Source organism: Ferrovibrio xuzhouensis, from assembly GCF_042648965.1.
GTDB lineage: Bacteria > Pseudomonadota > Alphaproteobacteria > Ferrovibrionales > Ferrovibrionaceae > Ferrovibrio > Ferrovibrio xuzhouensis.
In genome coordinates this window covers 349,870-367,629 of the sequence record NZ_JBHRYJ010000002.1, presented here as the reverse complement: position 1 = coordinate 367,629, position 17,760 = coordinate 349,870, and the positions used below count along the sequence as shown (strand labels likewise).

17 protein-coding genes are annotated in these 17,760 nt (G+C 62.1%); 12 read left to right on the top strand and 5 right to left on the bottom strand.

What is annotated here, in order from left to right:
- The first annotated feature begins 430 nt into the window (after positions 1-430).
- The 11 genes from ACFOOQ_RS11860 to ACFOOQ_RS11810 all read left to right on the top strand — a co-directional run bounded on the left by ACFOOQ_RS11860 (position 431) and on the right by ACFOOQ_RS11810 (position 11,364).
- The gene (locus tag ACFOOQ_RS11860) at positions 431-2,236 is read left to right on the top strand and encodes an O-linked N-acetylglucosamine transferase, SPINDLY family protein (protein ID WP_379726492.1); all 1,806 of its coding nucleotides are present in this window, start codon (positions 431-433) and stop codon (positions 2,234-2,236) included.
- A 50-nt stretch (positions 2,237-2,286) separates the two neighbouring features.
- Positions 2,287-2,946 carry a DUF6134 family protein gene (locus ACFOOQ_RS11855; RefSeq protein WP_379726489.1) on the top strand — a complete coding sequence of 220 codons (660 nt, stop codon included), beginning with the start codon at positions 2,287-2,289 and terminating at the stop codon, positions 2,944-2,946.
- Between the two features lie 24 nt (positions 2,947-2,970).
- Positions 2,971-3,648: a response regulator gene (locus ACFOOQ_RS11850; RefSeq protein ID WP_379726486.1), complete on the top strand. Its 678-nt coding sequence runs from the start codon at positions 2,971-2,973 to the stop codon at positions 3,646-3,648.
- Positions 3,649-3,698: 50 nt separating this feature from the next.
- On the top strand, positions 3,699-5,039 hold the full coding sequence (locus ACFOOQ_RS11845; protein WP_379726483.1) for a sensor histidine kinase: 1,341 nt from the start codon (positions 3,699-3,701) through the stop codon (positions 5,037-5,039).
- A 95-nt stretch (positions 5,040-5,134) separates the two neighbouring features.
- A complete protein-coding gene (locus tag ACFOOQ_RS11840; RefSeq protein WP_379726480.1) occupies positions 5,135-5,764 on the top strand; it encodes a thermostable hemolysin in 630 nt (209 codons plus the stop codon).
- Positions 5,761-7,254 (top strand): AMP-binding protein, encoded by a 1,494-nt coding sequence (locus ACFOOQ_RS11835; RefSeq protein WP_379726477.1) that lies wholly within the window; start codon positions 5,761-5,763, stop codon positions 7,252-7,254. The genes ACFOOQ_RS11840 and ACFOOQ_RS11835 overlap by 4 nt, the downstream gene beginning before the upstream one ends.
- Positions 7,241-7,930 carry a TenA family transcriptional regulator gene (locus ACFOOQ_RS11830; RefSeq protein WP_379726474.1) on the top strand — a complete coding sequence of 230 codons (690 nt, stop codon included), beginning with the start codon at positions 7,241-7,243 and terminating at the stop codon, positions 7,928-7,930. The genes ACFOOQ_RS11835 and ACFOOQ_RS11830 overlap by 14 nt, the downstream gene beginning before the upstream one ends.
- Complete coding sequence (locus ACFOOQ_RS11825; RefSeq protein ID WP_379726470.1) at positions 7,920-8,699, top strand: SDR family oxidoreductase; 780 nt, start codon at positions 7,920-7,922, stop codon at positions 8,697-8,699. Before ACFOOQ_RS11830 ends, ACFOOQ_RS11825 begins: the two co-directional genes overlap by 11 nt.
- 27 nt (positions 8,700-8,726) lie before the next feature.
- Positions 8,727-9,437 carry an outer membrane protein gene (locus ACFOOQ_RS11820; RefSeq protein WP_379726467.1) on the top strand — a complete coding sequence of 237 codons (711 nt, stop codon included), beginning with the start codon at positions 8,727-8,729 and terminating at the stop codon, positions 9,435-9,437.
- Between the two features lie 738 nt (positions 9,438-10,175).
- A complete protein-coding gene (locus ACFOOQ_RS11815) occupies positions 10,176-10,832 on the top strand; it encodes a GIY-YIG nuclease family protein (protein WP_379726464.1) in 657 nt (218 codons plus the stop codon).
- Positions 10,833-10,851: 19 nt separating this feature from the next.
- A complete protein-coding gene (locus tag ACFOOQ_RS11810) occupies positions 10,852-11,364 on the top strand; it encodes a hypothetical protein (RefSeq protein ID WP_379726461.1) in 513 nt (170 codons plus the stop codon).
- Between the two features lie 101 nt (positions 11,365-11,465).
- Here ACFOOQ_RS11810 and ACFOOQ_RS11805 read toward each other — a convergent pair whose 3' ends face one another.
- From ACFOOQ_RS11805 to ACFOOQ_RS11795, 3 genes are all read right to left on the bottom strand, one after another.
- Positions 11,466-12,047, bottom strand: a complete 582-nt coding sequence (locus tag ACFOOQ_RS11805) for a hypothetical protein (protein ID WP_379726458.1) — start codon at positions 12,045-12,047, stop codon at positions 11,466-11,468.
- Entirely contained in the window at positions 12,044-12,400 is a 357-nt protein-coding gene (locus ACFOOQ_RS11800) for a hypothetical protein (protein WP_379726455.1), read from the bottom strand. The genes ACFOOQ_RS11805 and ACFOOQ_RS11800 overlap by 4 nt, the downstream gene beginning before the upstream one ends.
- A 90-nt stretch (positions 12,401-12,490) precedes the next feature.
- Entirely contained in the window at positions 12,491-12,913 is a 423-nt protein-coding gene (locus ACFOOQ_RS11795; protein ID WP_379726452.1) for a DUF805 domain-containing protein, read from the bottom strand.
- Between the two features lie 530 nt (positions 12,914-13,443).
- Here ACFOOQ_RS11795 and ACFOOQ_RS11790 point away from each other — a divergent pair.
- Positions 13,444-14,196 carry a hypothetical protein gene (locus ACFOOQ_RS11790; protein WP_379726449.1) on the top strand — a complete coding sequence of 251 codons (753 nt, stop codon included), beginning with the start codon at positions 13,444-13,446 and terminating at the stop codon, positions 14,194-14,196.
- Between the two features lie 215 nt (positions 14,197-14,411).
- On the opposite strand, the gene ACFOOQ_RS11785 is transcribed toward ACFOOQ_RS11790, so the two are convergent.
- Positions 14,412-16,541: a S8 family peptidase gene (locus tag ACFOOQ_RS11785; protein WP_379726447.1), complete on the bottom strand. Its 2,130-nt coding sequence runs from the start codon at positions 16,539-16,541 to the stop codon at positions 14,412-14,414.
- A gap of 215 nt (positions 16,542-16,756) precedes the next feature.
- The gene (locus ACFOOQ_RS11780; protein ID WP_379726444.1) at positions 16,757-17,746 is read right to left on the bottom strand and encodes an AAA family ATPase; all 990 of its coding nucleotides are present in this window, start codon (positions 17,744-17,746) and stop codon (positions 16,757-16,759) included.
- Positions 17,747-17,760: the final 14 nt, after the last annotated feature.

Genomic DNA, 17,760 nt, shown 5'->3' with positions numbered 1-17,760 from the left:
CGATTTGCTGGGATGCTATAATTTACATGTAAATAATGTTGAATAATGCGGATCAACGCTTTAGCGGTCAGATTGGACGTATTGCGGGATTGGAGCGCGCACCTCCCAGGGGGTGCTAATTCCCCAGTCGGGCACGCCCCATAACCAATTGATTTTATGTTATCCTTTGCGCTGCTCTAAGGGGCTTCCGTATACCGTGTCGTACACCTCGACAAGGTGTTGCCGTTCCACTGGCGCAGGCAATGCAGGCGTGCCGCGATCAGTCATCGAAGCAGAGCCACAGCCCGCGCCGTGGCGCGGAAACAGCAATTACGTTTGTAAGCCGACTGTCAGTCAGGCCCGCTAGAAGAGCCGACGACGGCGCCAGAGTGGCACCGCAGATTGCCAGAAACTGGCCCCCACGCAGTGCCCTCGGATTCTTCCGCCCCCGATGTCGACATTCTCGTCACCCATCAATGCCAGGGCGCTGCTGCGGCAGGCCGAACACCTGCTGCGAATGCAGCGCTTCGCCGAGGCGGAAGCCGTCTACACCGGGCTGGAACAGGCCTTCCCGGGCGATGCCGCAATCATGAACGGCAAGGCGGTCCTCCTGAACAGAACCGGGCGTACTGACGCGGCAATCAACCTGTGGCGCAACCTGCAGGCCCGCCATCCGGACATGTCGGCCACGTTCACCATCAATATCGGCCTCGCCCAGCGGGCGGCGGGACAGGTTGTCGAAGCTATAGCCAGTTTCGAGGCTGCGCTGGCTGCACAGCCCGGCCTGTTCGACGCGCATTTTAATCTCGGCGCCACGTTTCTGGCCGCCGGCCTGCATGAACGCGCCATCGCGCATCTGGAAGGCGCGGCGGCGGCACGGCCCGACCATGCCCGCACCGCCGTACTGCTGGCGCAGGCGGCACAGGGCGTCTGCGACTGGGCACGCGTCGAGGCGGCCACGCCACTCCTGGCGACGGAAACCGCCAGAGCTGAGGCGGGCCAGCCCTGCGCCATCACGCCATGGCTGTCGCTGCGCCTGCCGCTTGGCCGCAGGCAGCGGCTGACCATTGCGGCCACTGCCGCGCGGTCTTATCTGGCCGTTGCCCGGCCGGATGCCCTGCCGCCGCCATCGCTGACCGGGCCGGCCGACGGGCGCCTGACGATCGGTTACATCTCCGGTGATTTCCGCCCCCATCCGCTGATGCATCTGGCCGCCGGCCTGTTCAAGCGGCATGACCGCAACCGGTTCCGCATCCATGCCTATCCGGTGAACCGGCCGGATGCCGAAGCCGCGCGCATCCTGCAGGACGGCTGCGACCGCGTGACCGGGCTGGACGGCCTGGACGACCGTGCCGCCGCGGCGCAGATCCGTGCCGATGGCGTCGATATCCTGGTCGACCTGTCCGGCCCGAACCGCCTGATGCGACCGGGCATCCTCGCCTGGCGGCCGGCACCGCTGCAGATGCTGTATCTGGGTTTTGCCGGCACGATGGGCGGCAAGCTGCATGACTGCCTGATCGGTGATGCGGTGGTCACGCCGCCCGAGCATGACAGTGATTATGCCGAAACCGTGCTGCGCCTGCCCGGCAGTTACCAGATCAACGACTGCGACCAGGCCATCGGCGCGCCGGTGACCCGCCGGCAGGCCGGCCTGCCCGAGAATGGCGTCGTCTATGCCTGCTTCTGTTCGGCCGACAAGATTGAGCGCGCCGTCTTTGCGACCTGGATGGCGGTGCTGCGCGCGGTGCCGGATTCCATGCTGTGGCTGCTGGGCGGCGCGCCGATACTGCAGGCAAACCTGCGTGCGGCGGCCGAGGCCGCTGGTGTCGCGGCACACCGCCTTATCTTTGCCGGCTGGCTGCCGAAGCCCGAGCATCTGGCGCGGCTCGCCCTTGCCGACCTGCATTTCGATACCGGCACCTATGGCGCGCATACCACCGGCAGCGATGCCCTCTGGGCCGGGGTGCCGCTGATCACGGTCTGTGGCGACGGCTTTCCGGCCCGCGTCGGCGCCAGCCTGCTGCAGGCGGCAGGCCTGCCCGGGCTGGTCTGCGCCGACTGGGACGCCTATTGCCGGCTCGCCGTCGACCTTGGCCACGATGCAGCACGGCGCGATACCCTGCGCCATGCGGTACTGACGGCGCGGCAGAGTGCATTGTTCGACACCCAGAAAACCGTGCGACACCTCGAACAACTCTACGAAGAGGCCTGGGCAGCGCGCGACGTCGCACCGGCGGCGGCAGTAAGCCGGCTGTAAGCCCCGCAGCGTATAGCTTGGCACCATCTTCACTGGTCACGGATACCGCCATGTCGCGCCGCAACGCCTTTCGCCTGCCCCTCGCCTTAGCCGCCATCCTCGCCCTGCTGCCACTGGCCGCACCGGCCAGCGCCGCGGTGCCGCCGAACGGCCGGCTCAGCTTCGCGGTCTTCCGCAACGGCAGCCAGGTCGGTGAGCACCAGCTGACGTTCCACAAACAGGACGGCAATCTCGCCGTCGACATCAACACCAGGATTGCCGTCAAGGTCGCCTTCATCACCGCCTATCGCTTCGAGCATGAAGGCCACGAGGTCTGGCATGGCGACCGGCTGGTGCGGTTGTGGTCGAAGACCAACGACGACGGCACCCATCACGTGCTGGATGCCGAAGCCGCCAATGCCGGACTGGAAATCCATGCCGATGGCCATGACGCCGATGCACCGGCCACCATCATTCCGGCCAGCCTGTGGAACGACGGCATCCTGCAAGGTGGACGCATTCTCAATACGCTGGACGGCAGCCGCATGGCGATCCAGGTCGCCGACCTCGGCCCCGACACGGTGTTCGTCAAGGGCAGCAAGGAAGCCGCGCACCATTATGCGATTACCGGCGATCTGCAGCGCGAGTTGTGGTATGATTCCAGCCATGTCCTGGTCAGGATACGCTTCAAGGCCAAGGATGGCTCGACCATCGAATACATGCCGGACTGACCGCTTCCGTCTGCGGCATTCATCATGCGCATCCTGATCGTCGAGGACGAAGACCGCCTGCGCGAGCTGGTCGGCCGCAGTCTCGAGCGGGCCGGTTTCGCCGCCGATGCCGTCGGCACCGTCGACGAAGCACGCGCCGCCATCGCCACCACCAGCTACGACGCCATCATCCTCGATCTCGGCCTGCCGGACGAGGATGGCCTGGCCCTGCTGCGCGACATGCGCGCCGCCCGCAACATGACGCCGACCCTGGTCCTGACCGCGCGCGATGGTGTCGACGACCGGGTCGAAGGCCTCAATGCCGGTGCCGACGACTACCTGCTCAAGCCTTTCGCGGTACCCGAGCTGATCGCACGGATCAAGGCGCTGCTGCGCCGACCCTCGGGGGCACTCGGCGTCGTGCTGGAACTGGGCAACATCCGTTTTGACACCATCAATCGGGCGCTCACCGTGGACACCCGCCCGCTGGCACTGACTCCGCGCGAGCTGACCCTGCTGGAGAACCTGATCCGTCGCGCCGGCCAGGTGGTGCCGAAGGACCATCTCGAGGAACGCATCTACGGTTTTGACGACGAGGTCAGTTCCAACTCGCTGGAGGTTCTGCTGCACCGCCTGCGCAAGAAACTCGACAGCAACGGCTTTTCCGGCCGCATCCATACGGTGCGCGGTGTCGGCTACATGCTGGCGGAGGCGCAGAGCTGAGCGAGCTGGCGCAAAAGCCCTGGTCCCTGCAGGCCCGCCTGGCATGGCGGTTGAGCGCGGTACTGCTCGGCTGCATGCTGTTCCTCGCCGGTGCGGTGACCCAGTATATCTGGATCTCGGTCGATGACCTCGACGATGTCAGCCTGCGCGTGCAATCCGAACAGATCACCCGTCATATCGATGCGGATGCCACGCCGCCGCGCCTCGACATGCCGGACGATCTGCAGAAATCCTACCGCGAATCCGGCGACGGCTATCTCTATGCCCTGCTGACCGCCGACGGCCAGATACTCGATGCCTCCAGCCGCAAGGCACGGGATTTCATGACGGCGCTGCCGGTAGCGCAGATCCGGGCGAAGCAGTCCTATATCCGCCTGCTCGACAGCAATGGCCAGGAAACGCCGTATTTTGCATTGGTGACCATGGTTCCGGGCCATCCGGAGCTGCGCATAATGGTGGCCCAGGGCTATCTGCACTGGGAGGCCTATATTGAATCCGTGCTCGGCGAGTTTGCCGAGCATATGGGCTGGGTCTTCCCCGTCGTGCTGGTCGTGGCACTGGCCATTTCGGTCTGGACTATCCGGTCGAGCCTGCGGCCGCTGAAGGCGCTTTCGGCCCGTGCCCTGCGGATCGGCCCCAATACCAGCGGCATGCGGCTGCCGGAAACCGAGCTGCCGGAAGAGATCCGTCCGCTGATCCGGTCCGTCAACAGCGCGCTGGACCGGCTCGAATACGGCTTTCAGGCACAGCGCCGCTTCACCGCCAATGCCGCCCACGAACTGCGTACGCCGCTGGCTGTGCTGACCGCACGCCTGAGTGAACTGGGATCCGGCGAGGCTGTTACCCAGCTCGGCGAGGACATTGCCCGCATGAACCGCCTGGTCGGCCAGCTGCTGCAGGTTTCGCGGCTGCAGGCGACCACTCTGTCACTGGACGAGGCCGTCGATCTCAACAGTCTGGCGGCGAAGGTGGTCGCCTACCTCGCACCGCTGGCAATCGCCCGCGGTCGCAGCCTTGCACTCAACCGGACGGCGGCACCCGTGCTGGTCCAGGCCTCGGTGATGGCGCTGGAGGATGCGCTGCGTAATCTGGTCGAGAACGCAATGACCCACACGCCGCCTGGAACGGAAGTTACCATCAGTGTCAGGGCAGATGGCAGCTTGGCCGTCCGCGATCATGGCCCCGGTGTGGCGGAGGCCTGGCAGGCGCGGATTTTCGAGCCTTTTTCGCGCGGCCAGCAGCCACGCCACCACGGTGCCGGCCTCGGCCTTTCCATTGTCGCCGAGACCATGCGGGCGCATGGCGGCAGTGTCTCCATGCACAACCTGCCCGAAGGCGGCGCCGAATTCACCCTGCGGCTGCCGCTGCTGCCGGCAGAACAGAAACATTAAAACTGCCGCTGTAAGCCTGCCGTAAGGCGCCAGTCAGCCGCCGGTAAGCCGGTTCCTGTACGGATGATCCGGTCAGCAACCGCCCGGAGCCGGATATGCAGTTTATTGTCGTGCCGCAGCACAGCGAGCGCCGCATCGCCGTCGAGCAAATGGTGAGCGCCGTCTTCCTCGACGAATACGGCGCGATGGTCAGCCGCTTTCCCGATATCATGGTGGCGGTCCTCGATGACAGCGACCATCCGGTCTGCGCCGCCAGCCTGCGTAACCATGCTGGCGGCCTGTTCTCCGAACAGTATCTCGACGAACCGGTCGAGGCGGCAATCGCTGCGGCCAGCGGCCAGTCGGTGCGGCGCGACGCGATTCTCGAACTCGGATCGCTGGCGGCAGCCCGGCCCGGCGCCCTGCTGATCCTGCTGGCCGGCTTCGCCACCCTTGGCCTCGCCAGCGGCCATCGCTGGGGCCTGTTCACCGCAAGCCGCCGGCTGCGGTGCTTTGCCGACCGCCTCGCCATCCCGCTGCTCGATCTTGGCCCGGCCGAGGCCGCACGTGTTCCCGACCCTGCTGCCTGGGGCCGCTATTACGAATGCGCGCCGCGCGTCTGCGCCGTCGATGGACTGAGTACTCTCGGGCAGCTCGACCACCGGAAGGACATGCCTGCCGCACCGGCCGGTCCGATACTGACCGCAGGTCTGCCGCAGATCGCCACCGCTGCCATCGCGCCATGACGTTCGACATACTCGCGGCACTCGGCCGCTGGTCGGCGGTACAGGGCGAAGCCCTGGCCTTTTCCGACACCACCGGCGACATCACCTTCGCCCAGCTGGCCCGTCGCGTCGCCGGCGCCGCTGCCGAAATCTCGCCCGCCACCGGGCCGGTCGGCCTGCTGGGCGAGAGCAGCATCGACTGGCTGGTCTGCGACCTCGCCGGCTGGCTTTACGGCACCACCATCGTGCCGCTGCCGCATTTCTTCTCGGACGCGCAGCTCGCGCATATCCTTGCCGATGCCGGCATCGCCACGGTGATTGCCGACGCCCGGCAGGCGTCGCGCGCCGCGCGGCTCGGTGCCCGCGTCATCGCACCGCCACACACGGAACGGCCGTGGCAAGCCGCAACGATGGCCGGGGAACGCATCGTCTATACCTCGGGCTCGACCGGTCGGCCGAAAGGCGCACGACTCGGTGCCGCGCAGATCATACATACCTGTACGGCCCTGCTGCATGCCGCCAGTGCACTGGCGGACGACCGCCATCTCTCGGTCCTGCCCTATGCCCTGCTGCTCGAAGCGATCTGCGGCATCTACCTGCCGCTTCTGGCCGGCGGGCGCTGCCATATCGCCGCCAATGTCGCCGCGGCCAGCGGCGCCGATATCCCCGTGCAGCTCGGCGAGGTACTGGACCGCTTCCGCCCCACCACCACGGTGCTGGTGCCGCAGCTGCTGCAGGGCCTCGTCATGGCAGCACAGGTCGGTCGCGTCAGCATTCCAGACAGCCTGCGCTTCGTCGCCGTGGGTGGCGCAGCCGTGCCGCCGCCGCTGGCCGAGCAGGCCTGGTCGCTCGGCATCCCGGTGCATGAGGGCTATGGCCTGACCGAATGCGGCTCGGTGGTTGCCGTCAACCGGCCGGGCTGGCGCCGTGCCGGCAGCGTCGGCCGGCCGCTGCCCGGCAGCGAGATCAGCATTGCGGCCGATGGCGAGATCATCGTGCGCAGCCCTTCGGTCTGCCTTGGCTATCACAACGGTGTGGCCACCGATCCGGCCGGCCTGTGGCATACCGGCGATCTCGGCCGCCTCGACGAGGACGGCTTCCTGCATGTGTTGGGTCGCCGCGACAACCTGATCGTCGCCGCGAACGGCCGCAACATCGCACCGGAATGGATCGAGACCATGCTGCAGGCCGACCCGCGCATCGGCCGCTGCGTGGTGCTGCCCGCCGCCGACGGCCAGCTCGGCGCCATCATCGAAGCTTCGGCTTTCGGTGCCGTCTGGTTTGACCGCGCCGACGCTGCGAAGCGCCATGCCCTGATCGACGGGCTGGTCGCCGCGGCGCCGGCCTATGCGCGGCCACGTCATCTGATGGTGCTGCCGCCCGACAGTCTGGCCGCGGCCGGCCTGCTGACCGGCAACGGCCGGCCGCGCCGCCGCGACATCGTCACCCGGTATGCCGACATCTTCGCCAGCCTCACCCCCGAAACGGAGCAACAGCATGTCTTTCTTTGAACGCCTGATCGGCGAGACCCGCACGGAACGCGAGGCCTTCATCGCCATTCCGGTGATACAGCGTGCCCTGCGCCATGGCGTGCCGATAGAGATGTATCTCGCCTTCCTCGGCCAGGCCTACCACCATGTCCGCCATACCTGCCGCCTGCTGGCCAGCGCCGCTGCGCGCTGCACCGATGCCGATGCGCGCTACATCACCGCGCTGCTGGAATATATCGGCGAAGAGCGCGGCCACGAGGAATGGATTCTCGACGACATCGATGCACTTGGCGGCGATGCCGACGCGGTCCGCAACAGCCAGCCCGAACTGCCCTGCCGCCTGCTGGTCGCCTATGTCTATTACGCCATCGAGCACGTCAGCCCCTATGCCATGCTCGGCATGGTCCATGTTCTGGAGGGTATGTCGGCGGCAATGGCGACCGCCGCCACCGCAAGCCTGCAGGCGGCGCTGGTGCCTGCTGACAGGCAAGGCAGCGGTCGCGGTTTCAGCTATCTCAGCTCGCATGGCAGCCTTGACCAGGAGCATGTCGGATTTTTCCGTGACCTGGTCGACGGTCTGGGTGATGCGGCCGCCGAACAGGCGATCATCGACACCGCCTGCATCGTCTATCGCCTGTATGGCGATATCTTCCGTGGCATCGATGCCGGTTTCGCCGGGGTTTCCCATGCGGCTTGACGGCGCCCGCGTCCTCGTCACCGGCGCGGGCAGCGGCATCGGCCGTGCCCTGGCCATCGCCCTTGCCGCCCGCGGCGCCCGGCTCGTGCTGAATGGCCGGCGGGAAGCCGCACTGGCGGCCACTCAGGCCCTGCTGCCGATCCCGGCCAATGCCGTCATCGTTGCCGCGGACATCACCACCGCCGCTGGCCGCGATGCATTGTTTCAGGCCTGCACCACACCGGGCGGCCTCGACCTGCTGGTCAACAATGCCGGTGTGGTCATCAGCGGCCGGTTTGCCGATCTGACGGATGCCGACATGAGCCGCCTGTTCGCCACCAACGTGATCGCGCCGATGGCGCTGACCCGACAACTGCTGCCGCTGCTGCAACTGTCGTCGCAGGCGCGCATCGTCAATATCGGTTCGGTGTTCGGTGATATCGGCCACCCGCTGTTCGCCGGCTACTGCGCCAGCAAGTTTGCCCTCCGTGGCCTGTCGGATGCGCTGCGACGCGAACTGGCCGCCGTCGGTATCGGCGTTACCTATGCCGCGCCGCGCGCCACGCGAACGGCCGCCGCCGATGGCTTTGCCGATCTGATGCAGCCCTTCGACATGGCCATGGACATGCCGGAAACGATCGCCGCCCAGATCGTTGCCGCCGTCGCACAGGACCGCGACCGCATCTATGCCCGTGGTGCCGAACGCCTGTTCGTGCTGATGCAGCGTTTACTGCCGCAGCTGGTCGACCGGGCGCTGATCGGGAAATACCGCCGTTTCGCTGCCCGCTGACTACACGCGCATCGTCAGGATCGAACCATGCCGCACTTTCCTAAAACCGCAACCGCGTTCCTGCTGTCGACCCTTGCCATCTCCGCCGCCGCGCCGGCGATGGCCGGCGATGCGCAGCAACCCTCGGGCTTCTACTTCGCCGGCAAGGGCGGCCCCAGCCTGGTCGAGACCGGCACCGTGAAGAGCAGTACCGGCGCCGGGCTGGTCGACGACAATGGCCGCAACATGATCGGCGCCTTCGGCATGGCCGGCGGCTATACCTGGCTGCACGAGGGCCTGCCGCTGCGCACGGAGCTTGAACTGATGAACCGCACGGAAGTCACCTTCGATGGTGCGCCGCTGCTGACGGGCAGCGGCACCAATTACGCGCTGTCGAGCACGGTGCAGAATGTCTCGCTGATGCTGAAGGGCTACTGGTATTTCCGGTCCGGCAACCCGGAGGTCTGGTCGCCCTTCATTTCCGGGGGTATCGGCCTGTCGCGCAATGCCGTGAAGGGCGACCTGACCACCACCGGCAGCGGCGTGGTGCAGCATATCGACAAGACCAGCTATGCGCCGGCCTGGAGCATCGGCACCGGCGCCTCCTTCTATCTCGGCAACCATGTCGTCAACGACATCGAGCTGCGGTACGTCGATCTCGGCAAGGCCGACTGGGGGATCACCGGCGGCGCGCCCGATCTGAGCACGAAGAATGTCCGTGGCGCCGAGCTGATCTTCGCCCTGCGCTATAATTTCTAGAAGGCCCATCGGGTGCAGAAAGAACAGACCGCCGTCTCAAGCGCGACCGGCAGGGCTCATTTGTCCTTCATGCGCCTATTGCCGTTCAATAACCAGGATGAAAAACTCTCATCGGTCAGGAGCGGGATGTCGACGGACCATGTCCGCGGCAAATACATATTGGACCCTTTCGGATCGCTCGCCGGCAGCCAAAATTTCTGCCGGCAATCCGGATGGATTTTACCACGCTATCCCGCGGGCCCTAGCGCGAAGCGCGGCAGCAAGACTCACCGATTCTCAGGGAAGTTGGTCCGATTTCTCAAAAGAGCTGAGAAATTCTCAAAAGACCGGGTATCTTGTCGGAAACCAGAGTAATCGGCAATTTTAGGCCCGATTCAGACGATTCGAATCCGAGTCGATGGCAATAAATTACCAGAGATTTTGGCAACATCCTTCGGATAACTCAGACCTGTTGGCAAAATATTCCAGAAGCTTCAGCCGCCCCCTTACCACCGTCGAATACCTAGGTTTTCCCAATCACCAGAAAGGTTTCGGCTCAGAGATATATGGCTCTGGGTGAGACTCAAACTGGGCCTGTCCGATCGCACCGGCATCGCCGCCGGAACCTCCGCTGTCGCCACCTCTACGACAGACGTGGGCATGCTTAGGATCATCCGGTCGAACCTCAGTTGATGAGTTATTTACCGGCGTGGTGATGTCGGAGATGATCCCCATACAAAAAAAATGAAGGGACGGGGGATGGCCAGGCTACCACCAAAAGAGATCATCGCGGGGGCACACGGTCCCTCGGAAAAGATCAGACGACTTGCAAGACACGGCTATACCCGGACCGAGATTGCGAAGATCGTCGACAAGAGGTACCAGCACGTAAGGAAGGTACTGATTGACGCGGGGATCACGACGGGCCTCGACCCTACCCGCAAGCCGACACGCAAGGTCGATCTGGAGACGGAGCCGCTTGAGCTGACGGTAAAGGCAAAGCACAGGCGCGTTAGGCCGTTTCCGGCTAAGAGGCTCTCAGAAGCCGGCTTCCACTACGGCGGAGACTGGCAGATCGACGGGGACAGCATCTCGATCTCGACCAAGGCATCCAAGGAGATGGGCGTGTACGCCATCGTCCTGGATGGCTTCGTGGTCTACGTCGGTGTCAGCGTTAATCTGTGGCGCCGAATGGTCGATTACTGGGTGGGACACCAGAAGCAGAAGACCAGCCAGAGGGTCAAGGACCTGATCCGGGATGCGCTGCTATCAGATCGCAGGGTCTCGATGATGTTCGCCACACCCGGTAAGACAGAATGGAGCGGGCTTCCGGTGGACCTGTCGCCAGGGCTAGAGTCCGCTCTGATAGAGATGATCCAACCTGACTGGAACGTGAAGGGAAGCAGGGCTCAGTGAGTCGGTGAGGACTATATCCATGGCCTTCCTGGAGACGCCGAGGAAGTTCTATGAGCAGTTCGTGCTGCCGAACTTCACCGACTACATGTCGAAGACTGACGATGCGCGGCTTGGCCTCAACGCGGTCATCGCCTGCTGGCACCTATCCGACTGGGTCTGGCGTGATCGGCCCGCGTACTGGTCACCACTCACCGACGGCTGCAAGGGAAGCCGGCCGAAGGAGCGGTTCCTGACATACATCAAACGGCAGTGTCCGGAACTGGATGTACTCAATAGCCTTGCGAATGGGACGAAGCACTTCCTTACAAGGGATGATGGGTACCACTCGGTCGAGCTGATCAAGGGAATCTTCTATGATCCAGGAATGGCCCATCCCGTCGGCATCGCACCGCTCGGTGTCATAGGAAAGGAGCCCGATTGGCTGCTGGTGGAGGCACCCGATCCATCAGGTCTGGGCAGCATCGGCCTCGTCGAAGTGCTAAGGCGAACGGTGAACTGGTGGCCGGCGTTCCTTGACCAGCATGGGCTCTGAGACGATGAAGAGCCGGACACTGACCCTCACATCCAGGCCAACGCAACCACTCTATGAGTCGTCCCATGCGGCACTATGGGTGGCCGCTGGGGCTGGGGTATTTACTCCCGGGAGCTCCGCTTGTCCTCGGCGTGCCGGGCACCCTTGGCGATGTAGGCCATCACGTCCCAGCTTCCGAATCCAAGCCTCTGCTTGGTCATGCCATACCTCAGGCGAAAATCCCTGGCCAACTTCGCCGCTAGATCGGCCATGAGGTAGGTCTTGTCCTCGGCGACCTCGCCATCCGGTTCAGGGTCTGCGTTCACTTCATAGTCGAACGACACGTACCCTTTGGCCGCCCTCACCTGCTGGGGTAGGGTGTAGAGACGCTCGACCAGCTGGAGGTCCAACAGCGAGTAGTGATCGGATGGAGGGCGGTCCGGAAGGTCGGGGACGCCAGATATCATGCTACCTGCATTTCCACCTGAACCCTCCCACAGGTCGTGGGTGGTGAGGGCATCCACGCAGACCATGGCGTAGTCTTCAAGCTGATACACGATCTGGACGGCAAGGAACCTCTGCCTCTCTGATCTGAGAGTCTGCTCCCTCCTGTAATCGTACCAGAACTTGGATGCGCCGAGGATGGTGGCGCCACCGAGCGCGGATGCAATGAATTGACCGAAGCCGCCCCAGTCCACGATCATCTTCCGGTAGGATTAGCCGGACGGACAACCTTAAATCCATCCAGGGTGCTGATTACCTGCTCGCAGTCCTCCAGAAGCCAGTCGGGCTGCTTGTTGTCCAGGATGACGAAGTTCAGCCGCCCGGGCTGGAAGAACTGCTCCCGGACCGCGTCGATCCACTCCTCAACCACCTCCGAGTCGAAGTCGTCCTCTAGATAGCCGTAGTGGGCCACCCTCTTGCCATGGACCTTCCCCTTGGCCACGAAGAAGTACGCCAGCCTCAGCGCGATGTAGTCGTACTCGAACTGGACCTGATCGTCCTCGATGGCCTCCAGCTTCCTGTCGATGGCTAGCTCGAACTTTCGTCTGTCCATGTATCTTCCCCCGTCGATTCGTGGGGCGGAGTGTAGCCGGTCGGGACGAGGTCCAGAAAGCCGCCCGCATCCAGCCCGAACAAGAACGTCCTAACCGACCTCGGCCAGTGGCTTTCCTCGACCAGCCGGCGGCAGGAACCCGAGCACCAGCGCCACGAGCAGGCCGATGATCGGGAAGCCGGTCAGCACGGCCAGCCACCGGTACCGGGGAGTGCCGATGTCGTTGAGCCTCCTGGCCATCAGCAGGCCCGTGTACCAGAAGGCGACGCACTGGAAGACGACTAGGCCGACCGTCGCCGCCAAGGTGCCGGGATGCCAACCGCCCATGCCGAGGGCGAACAAGTGGGCCCCGCCATAGTAGCTGACGCCGTACACGACGACCCAAAGGACCACCAGCCTAAGCAGGTATGCAGGCCGGGCGATGCTGATACCGGACCGCTCCATGAGGGCGCCGAGCCAGGCCGCCACGAACGGCGCGACGATGATGACGACGATGACGATGATCTGCGACACGATGATGCCCTCCCAGAAGCCGGCGCAAGTCTGCCAGAAGGACGGTGCGGATTTCCAGAAAAGCCGCCCGCACTTACAGCGCAACCTGGAAGAAGACGAGCCGCCGCACTTTTTCGGGGTGGCCCTGCGGCCAGCGCTCGTGTCCCGCTCGTGCCCCCCGGGCCGGTACCGATCAGCCCGACCGGTGGACCATGGCCGACCGATGGCGGATCAATGGCTTGGTCCCTCGGGACCGGACGGCATCGTTACAGATTGGACAGACTGTAAGGATGCCGCATGGGCTTAGCCGTGGTGAATGCCATGGTAGTCATGGTTACGGGATGGAATCGGGTGGCGCTGGGTGGCACGAGATGGTCGCGGACGGGTACGCGAGCGTCCGGACGTGGGGGCAGGCACGGAGGGGCAGTTTCGGGAGAAGGTTGAATCGGCCGGTCGACGGATGGAGAGGAGCGGCTCGTCGCGCGGAGTGCTTGGGATGTGCGGTCGATCCGTGACAGATTGGGGATGGGGACGACTCTGCGGGGGACGAGATGACGAAGTTCGACAGGCAGACATGGGCGCAGATCAAGTACCAGACGATCCTGATGCAGTACCGGGATTCGGGTGCACACAACCCATTCGATGACGCCTACTTTTCTGCTGTCGAGAGGCGGTACGAGGCGAAGTTCGCCGTCATGACGAAGCTGATGATCGCATACACGGCGCTCATGATCATCCTCGCGATGTCAGCGTTCGGTCTCAAGCCCGAGGTGTCGCAGTTCGGGGTGACCGTGAATGTCGATCTGGCCCGGGAGCTTCTCCTGTTCATCGCCACCGTGATCTCCACCTTCCTGGCGCTGATCCACAACGACGTCCTGCTGATGAAGTCAATGCTTAACGCCCGGATCAGGCTGACGGTCGACGAGGGGCCCTTCACCGATGCCCTCTTCCAAGAACGCATCCGTGAGGCCATCGGATTGAGGCACATGGACACATACATGCAGCATCTTCCAGCCCACAGCCTGCTGATGCCGGAGCTGGACTCAGGTTGGAACAGATGGCGCGCCATCATCATAGCATTGGTCGCCCTGTTCTGCCTGGGATGCTTCGTTGTCGCCAATGTCGGGCTGATGGGTTTCGTCATCTACACAATCTGGAATGGGCCAGCCATCGATCCATGGCTGAGCAGGTCGATCTGCGTCTTCGCCGTCGCGTCCAATCTCCTTTGGGTGACTCTGACGATTAAGTACCGCACCAAGGACAAGCAGGTCCCAGACCCGGCGGCTCCACCGGCTCCGGTGTGACTCCCGTGGCCGCTGGATGGCCTCCTGCGGTCGTCGGGTGGAACCAATGGTCGTTGGTTCAGGAGCTCCCTCCGGTGGTCCCTGGCGGCTGCCTCGGCTTTGACCCCTTCCCGCCCTCCTTCTTCCTGACCTATGGCTGGGTCAACATGCAGGGCTCCAAGGGGCTCGGAAAGATCCCTGACCTAATAACGCTTACCGGATTCAGAGAGTGCAGATCACACGCGAATGCGTGCACGCAGTCTTGCGTACAATTGCGTCGCCGGCTGATGCGCCATCTCAACCAACAGGGCAAAGTTCTGGCTGGCCTCCGTCCCAGCCGCCCACCCACCTTCGCAACGAACAACCAAATAGTAATCGTTTCCGTACTCGGTGGTGTCGTTAGTGAACGTGATCGCGGCAGTTTGAACGCTGTTTTTTTCGCGCTCTCTTGAGCCAGGTTGAAGCTTACAATCGTATCGACCTAGTATCGCCGGCACAGGACCATCCGCCTGCGTCCTGGATCTGTAATGTTCAAAAATTAGATCTGAGGAGCAGCCACGCAAGAGCCGGAAGCTCATTCCAACACCAGCATAATCAAAGCGGGTGTGCCTCACTGGCGGGTCAAAGGCCAGCGAAACTCTAATGGAACGCTTTCCGCCGGTTTGGAATTCCGGCGGCACGGGTACGTGGTATACCGCAAAATGATCGATCTGCAGATTGTCTTCTGCATATAGGATTACCCTGTCATCGTCGGAATACGATGCACGCTCAGGATCTGCCACGCCATTACCGCAAATCAGACGAGTGTTTACATCCCCGAGAGGCTGAAGCCTCAAGGCTGCTTCGTCTGGGATATGCGCTGATCCGACAAGTAGCGCCCGAACCAAATTGGCTGATGCATTTGGGAATCTAGCGAGGATTCGAGCAGCTTTATTCGCCACTATTGGCGCCGCACATGAAGTGCCGGATGAAGATGCAAATAGCCGAGTTCGCGGCGAGTTATGCAGGGTTACAATGCCAGCACTAGGGTAGTCAGCTCCTCGGCGGAGTCTTGCAGCCACCGCGTCAAAAACGAAAGTGCCGCCGATGTCGACGAGATCCGGCTTTGTTGCACCACCAACGCCAGGCCCAATTGCTGTAAATGGGGATGGCTCATTGGCGGCTGTAACCGCCCTCAAGTGAGCATTCTCGATATCCTCAGGGCCTATTCCTGAGCCGTGAGACAAGGATCCGACACTAATCAGATTAAGGCCGCCGGCCGGCTCACAAAGTCTATTGCGAGGCTCGGTCAGGTATCCGGGGTACGCGGTAATTGTCTCCTCCAATCGTGCCTGAGGTCGCGGCTGCCTGTTGCCGGCAGCGACAATTATCACCGCATTTAATTCCCGCGCGAGTTCATCGAGGGTAGCCGCCCAAGCGCCGACTTTTGCGCCCTGATGCCGCTGATGGGTATCCGCCAGAGAGATGACGAATACTCTGCAGCCGTACGACTGTGACAACTCCGTCAGCGCTTCTCGCATCTGCTTTGGAACGAGCCGCATTTCGTCAAAATTGCCCGTGTCATCCAAGACCTTAGCGGAGGCGATGCGGGCATAACGCGTCATAGTACCGGCTGCGAATTGCCCGCGCAGGTCTCCGAATACAGCAAAACCGGCGGTTCTAGTTCCATGGCCGTGACCATCAGCAATCCCGAGTCGGGCCGGAATTGCTATTGATCCTACGACTATGTCATCGATAAGCGGATGCGCATTGACGCCGCTGTCAATTACCCCGATCACCGGAAGATTCTCGGATGCCTGGGTCAGCTCGGGCAATTCTGGCAGAGTAGCATCGAGAATGTCGGCCGTTGAAAAATCTGGTTGCGGCGGCCTGTCAATATTGGAAACGTCCTCGATATTGAGGAGCGTTCTTGCTAGAGCACCGCCTACACGAGCTCGAACCATCGTAATAGAAGGCCCAACGTATCGGTCAAATACTTGGCCGTTCATCGCTTCAATGTACTCGGCTATTTGATCGGCTTTTTGGCTTCGAGCTTGCCGACCTCCTAGCTCCCAGAGCTCAACATCGAGTAAATAGCTGGTAGCGTCTTGAAAATCAGCGGGATTTGTCACGCCGTCCTCTCTTAGGCGAATCCCAATCCGATCCTGAGGGCGAACATCTCCAATCTCTTCGATATTGCTAAGAAAACCCGCATAGGGTGCACTTTTATGATTGGCGCGAGGTCCACCAGCATAAGCCGCCAGACGTTCTCGAAATCCTTGCATGTCCTCTGTGGTGGAGAACAGGACCAGCGTCCGATCTTCATCACTCGACAGTAGCGTAAGCCCAAGACTCTCCCACTGATCTTCTTGCAGGGCGCCAGTCATGTGGACGCGGAGGATCAGCGCTGGATTCACATAGCTGGGAACGCGCCGTTGACGCTGGGCCGCTATCGCATTAGTGAGCTCGTCGCCCAACTTGCGACTATGCGCTCCATAATTCCGTGTTGGAGGAGGGCCGCCGCCCCCTGTTTTGCGCCGTTCGAATCGCTCGGGAAGGCGGACAAGCCGCAGGTGTTCATATTGCGGCATATCTCACGTCGCTAATCCGCTTGGTTCAACCTCGCAAGCCCGGACCGCCGACGAACTTCGTCATTGAGTGCCTGTTTAAAATCGTCCCCACTTACTTTTTTACGACGATCTATAATCGACGATTTTATGGCTTGCGTGCTTATACGTTCGATTTCTGCATAGGAATATCCCTCTAGATGGGAGGCATATTTGTGCAGATCGAAATCAATTTCGATGTTCCTGAAATTGAGTTTCAGGTAGCGATCAATCATTGCCGCATTTGGCTTGTCGAACCAAATAACCTCATCAAACCTGCGCCAAACAGCAGGATCGAGTGTTTGATCCAAGTTCGTCGCGGCGACAAGAAAGCCTTTGGGTCGAATACGATCGATAAAAATGAGCAAACTGTTCACGACACGCCGCAGCTCATTATGTTCTGTGCTGTCCTCGCGTGATCGAGCCAAAGCGTCAAACTCATCAAGGAAAAGCACGCATGGCTGTTTCCTGGCGAACTCAAACACCTTCCGGACATTCGCGGCGGTTTCACCTAGATACGATGAAATCACCCTATCAATTTTCACTACGAACATTGGAAGCCCAAGCTCGTTTGCGAATACCTCAGCGCAGAGCGTTTTACCGCAGCCTGGTGGACCACAGAAAAGCAGCTTTGACCTTACCGCCAATCCATGCCGACGAATGTCTTCCCCGCGTTTGAATTCCTGAATCAAACCTTGGAAAACATTGATATTAGATGCGCTAAGAATGATGTCATTCTTTGTATGTACTGGCTCAATGCGCTCTACAAAGTCGCCTGCAGCGTCTGGGAACGGGATGAGAGGGGCCAGCGCCTTCGGCGCACCAGTAGATGGAGCAGAATTATCCAGAGTTTTGCGAAGGCTGCGCGCCAGGACTCGGTTATTCTTCTGCTCTTCTTCGACAATAATTTGCTCTGCTACTGCGCGGAATTCTTCATCGCGCCCGTAGCTCGCGAGCAACTTTTTCATTAATTCGCCGCGCGCCATCTTATTTCCCGAAT

Coding starts and splice junctions, on each gene's coding strand:
- ACFOOQ_RS11860 (WP_379726492.1), top strand. CDS start 431: ATGTCGACATTCTCGTCACCCATCAATGCCAGGGCGCTGCTGCGGCAG.
- ACFOOQ_RS11855 (WP_379726489.1), top strand. CDS start 2,287: ATGTCGCGCCGCAACGCCTTTCGCCTGCCCCTCGCCTTAGCCGCCATC.
- ACFOOQ_RS11850 (WP_379726486.1), top strand. CDS start 2,971: ATGCGCATCCTGATCGTCGAGGACGAAGACCGCCTGCGCGAGCTGGTC.
- ACFOOQ_RS11840 (WP_379726480.1), top strand. CDS start 5,135: ATGCAGTTTATTGTCGTGCCGCAGCACAGCGAGCGCCGCATCGCCGTC.
- ACFOOQ_RS11835 (WP_379726477.1), top strand. CDS start 5,761: ATGACGTTCGACATACTCGCGGCACTCGGCCGCTGGTCGGCGGTACAG.
- ACFOOQ_RS11830 (WP_379726474.1), top strand. CDS start 7,241: ATGTCTTTCTTTGAACGCCTGATCGGCGAGACCCGCACGGAACGCGAG.
- ACFOOQ_RS11825 (WP_379726470.1), top strand. CDS start 7,920: ATGCGGCTTGACGGCGCCCGCGTCCTCGTCACCGGCGCGGGCAGCGGC.
- ACFOOQ_RS11820 (WP_379726467.1), top strand. CDS start 8,727: ATGCCGCACTTTCCTAAAACCGCAACCGCGTTCCTGCTGTCGACCCTT.
- ACFOOQ_RS11815 (WP_379726464.1), top strand. CDS start 10,176: ATGGCCAGGCTACCACCAAAAGAGATCATCGCGGGGGCACACGGTCCC.
- ACFOOQ_RS11810 (WP_379726461.1), top strand. CDS start 10,852: ATGGCCTTCCTGGAGACGCCGAGGAAGTTCTATGAGCAGTTCGTGCTG.
- ACFOOQ_RS11805 (WP_379726458.1), bottom strand. CDS start 12,047: ATGATCGTGGACTGGGGCGGCTTCGGTCAATTCATTGCATCCGCGCTC.
- ACFOOQ_RS11800 (WP_379726455.1), bottom strand. CDS start 12,400: ATGGACAGACGAAAGTTCGAGCTAGCCATCGACAGGAAGCTGGAGGCC.
- ACFOOQ_RS11790 (WP_379726449.1), top strand. CDS start 13,444: ATGACGAAGTTCGACAGGCAGACATGGGCGCAGATCAAGTACCAGACG.
- ACFOOQ_RS11785 (WP_379726447.1), bottom strand. CDS start 16,541: ATGACTGGCGCCCTGCAAGAAGATCAGTGGGAGAGTCTTGGGCTTACG.
- ACFOOQ_RS11780 (WP_379726444.1), bottom strand. CDS start 17,746: ATGGCGCGCGGCGAATTAATGAAAAAGTTGCTCGCGAGCTACGGGCGC.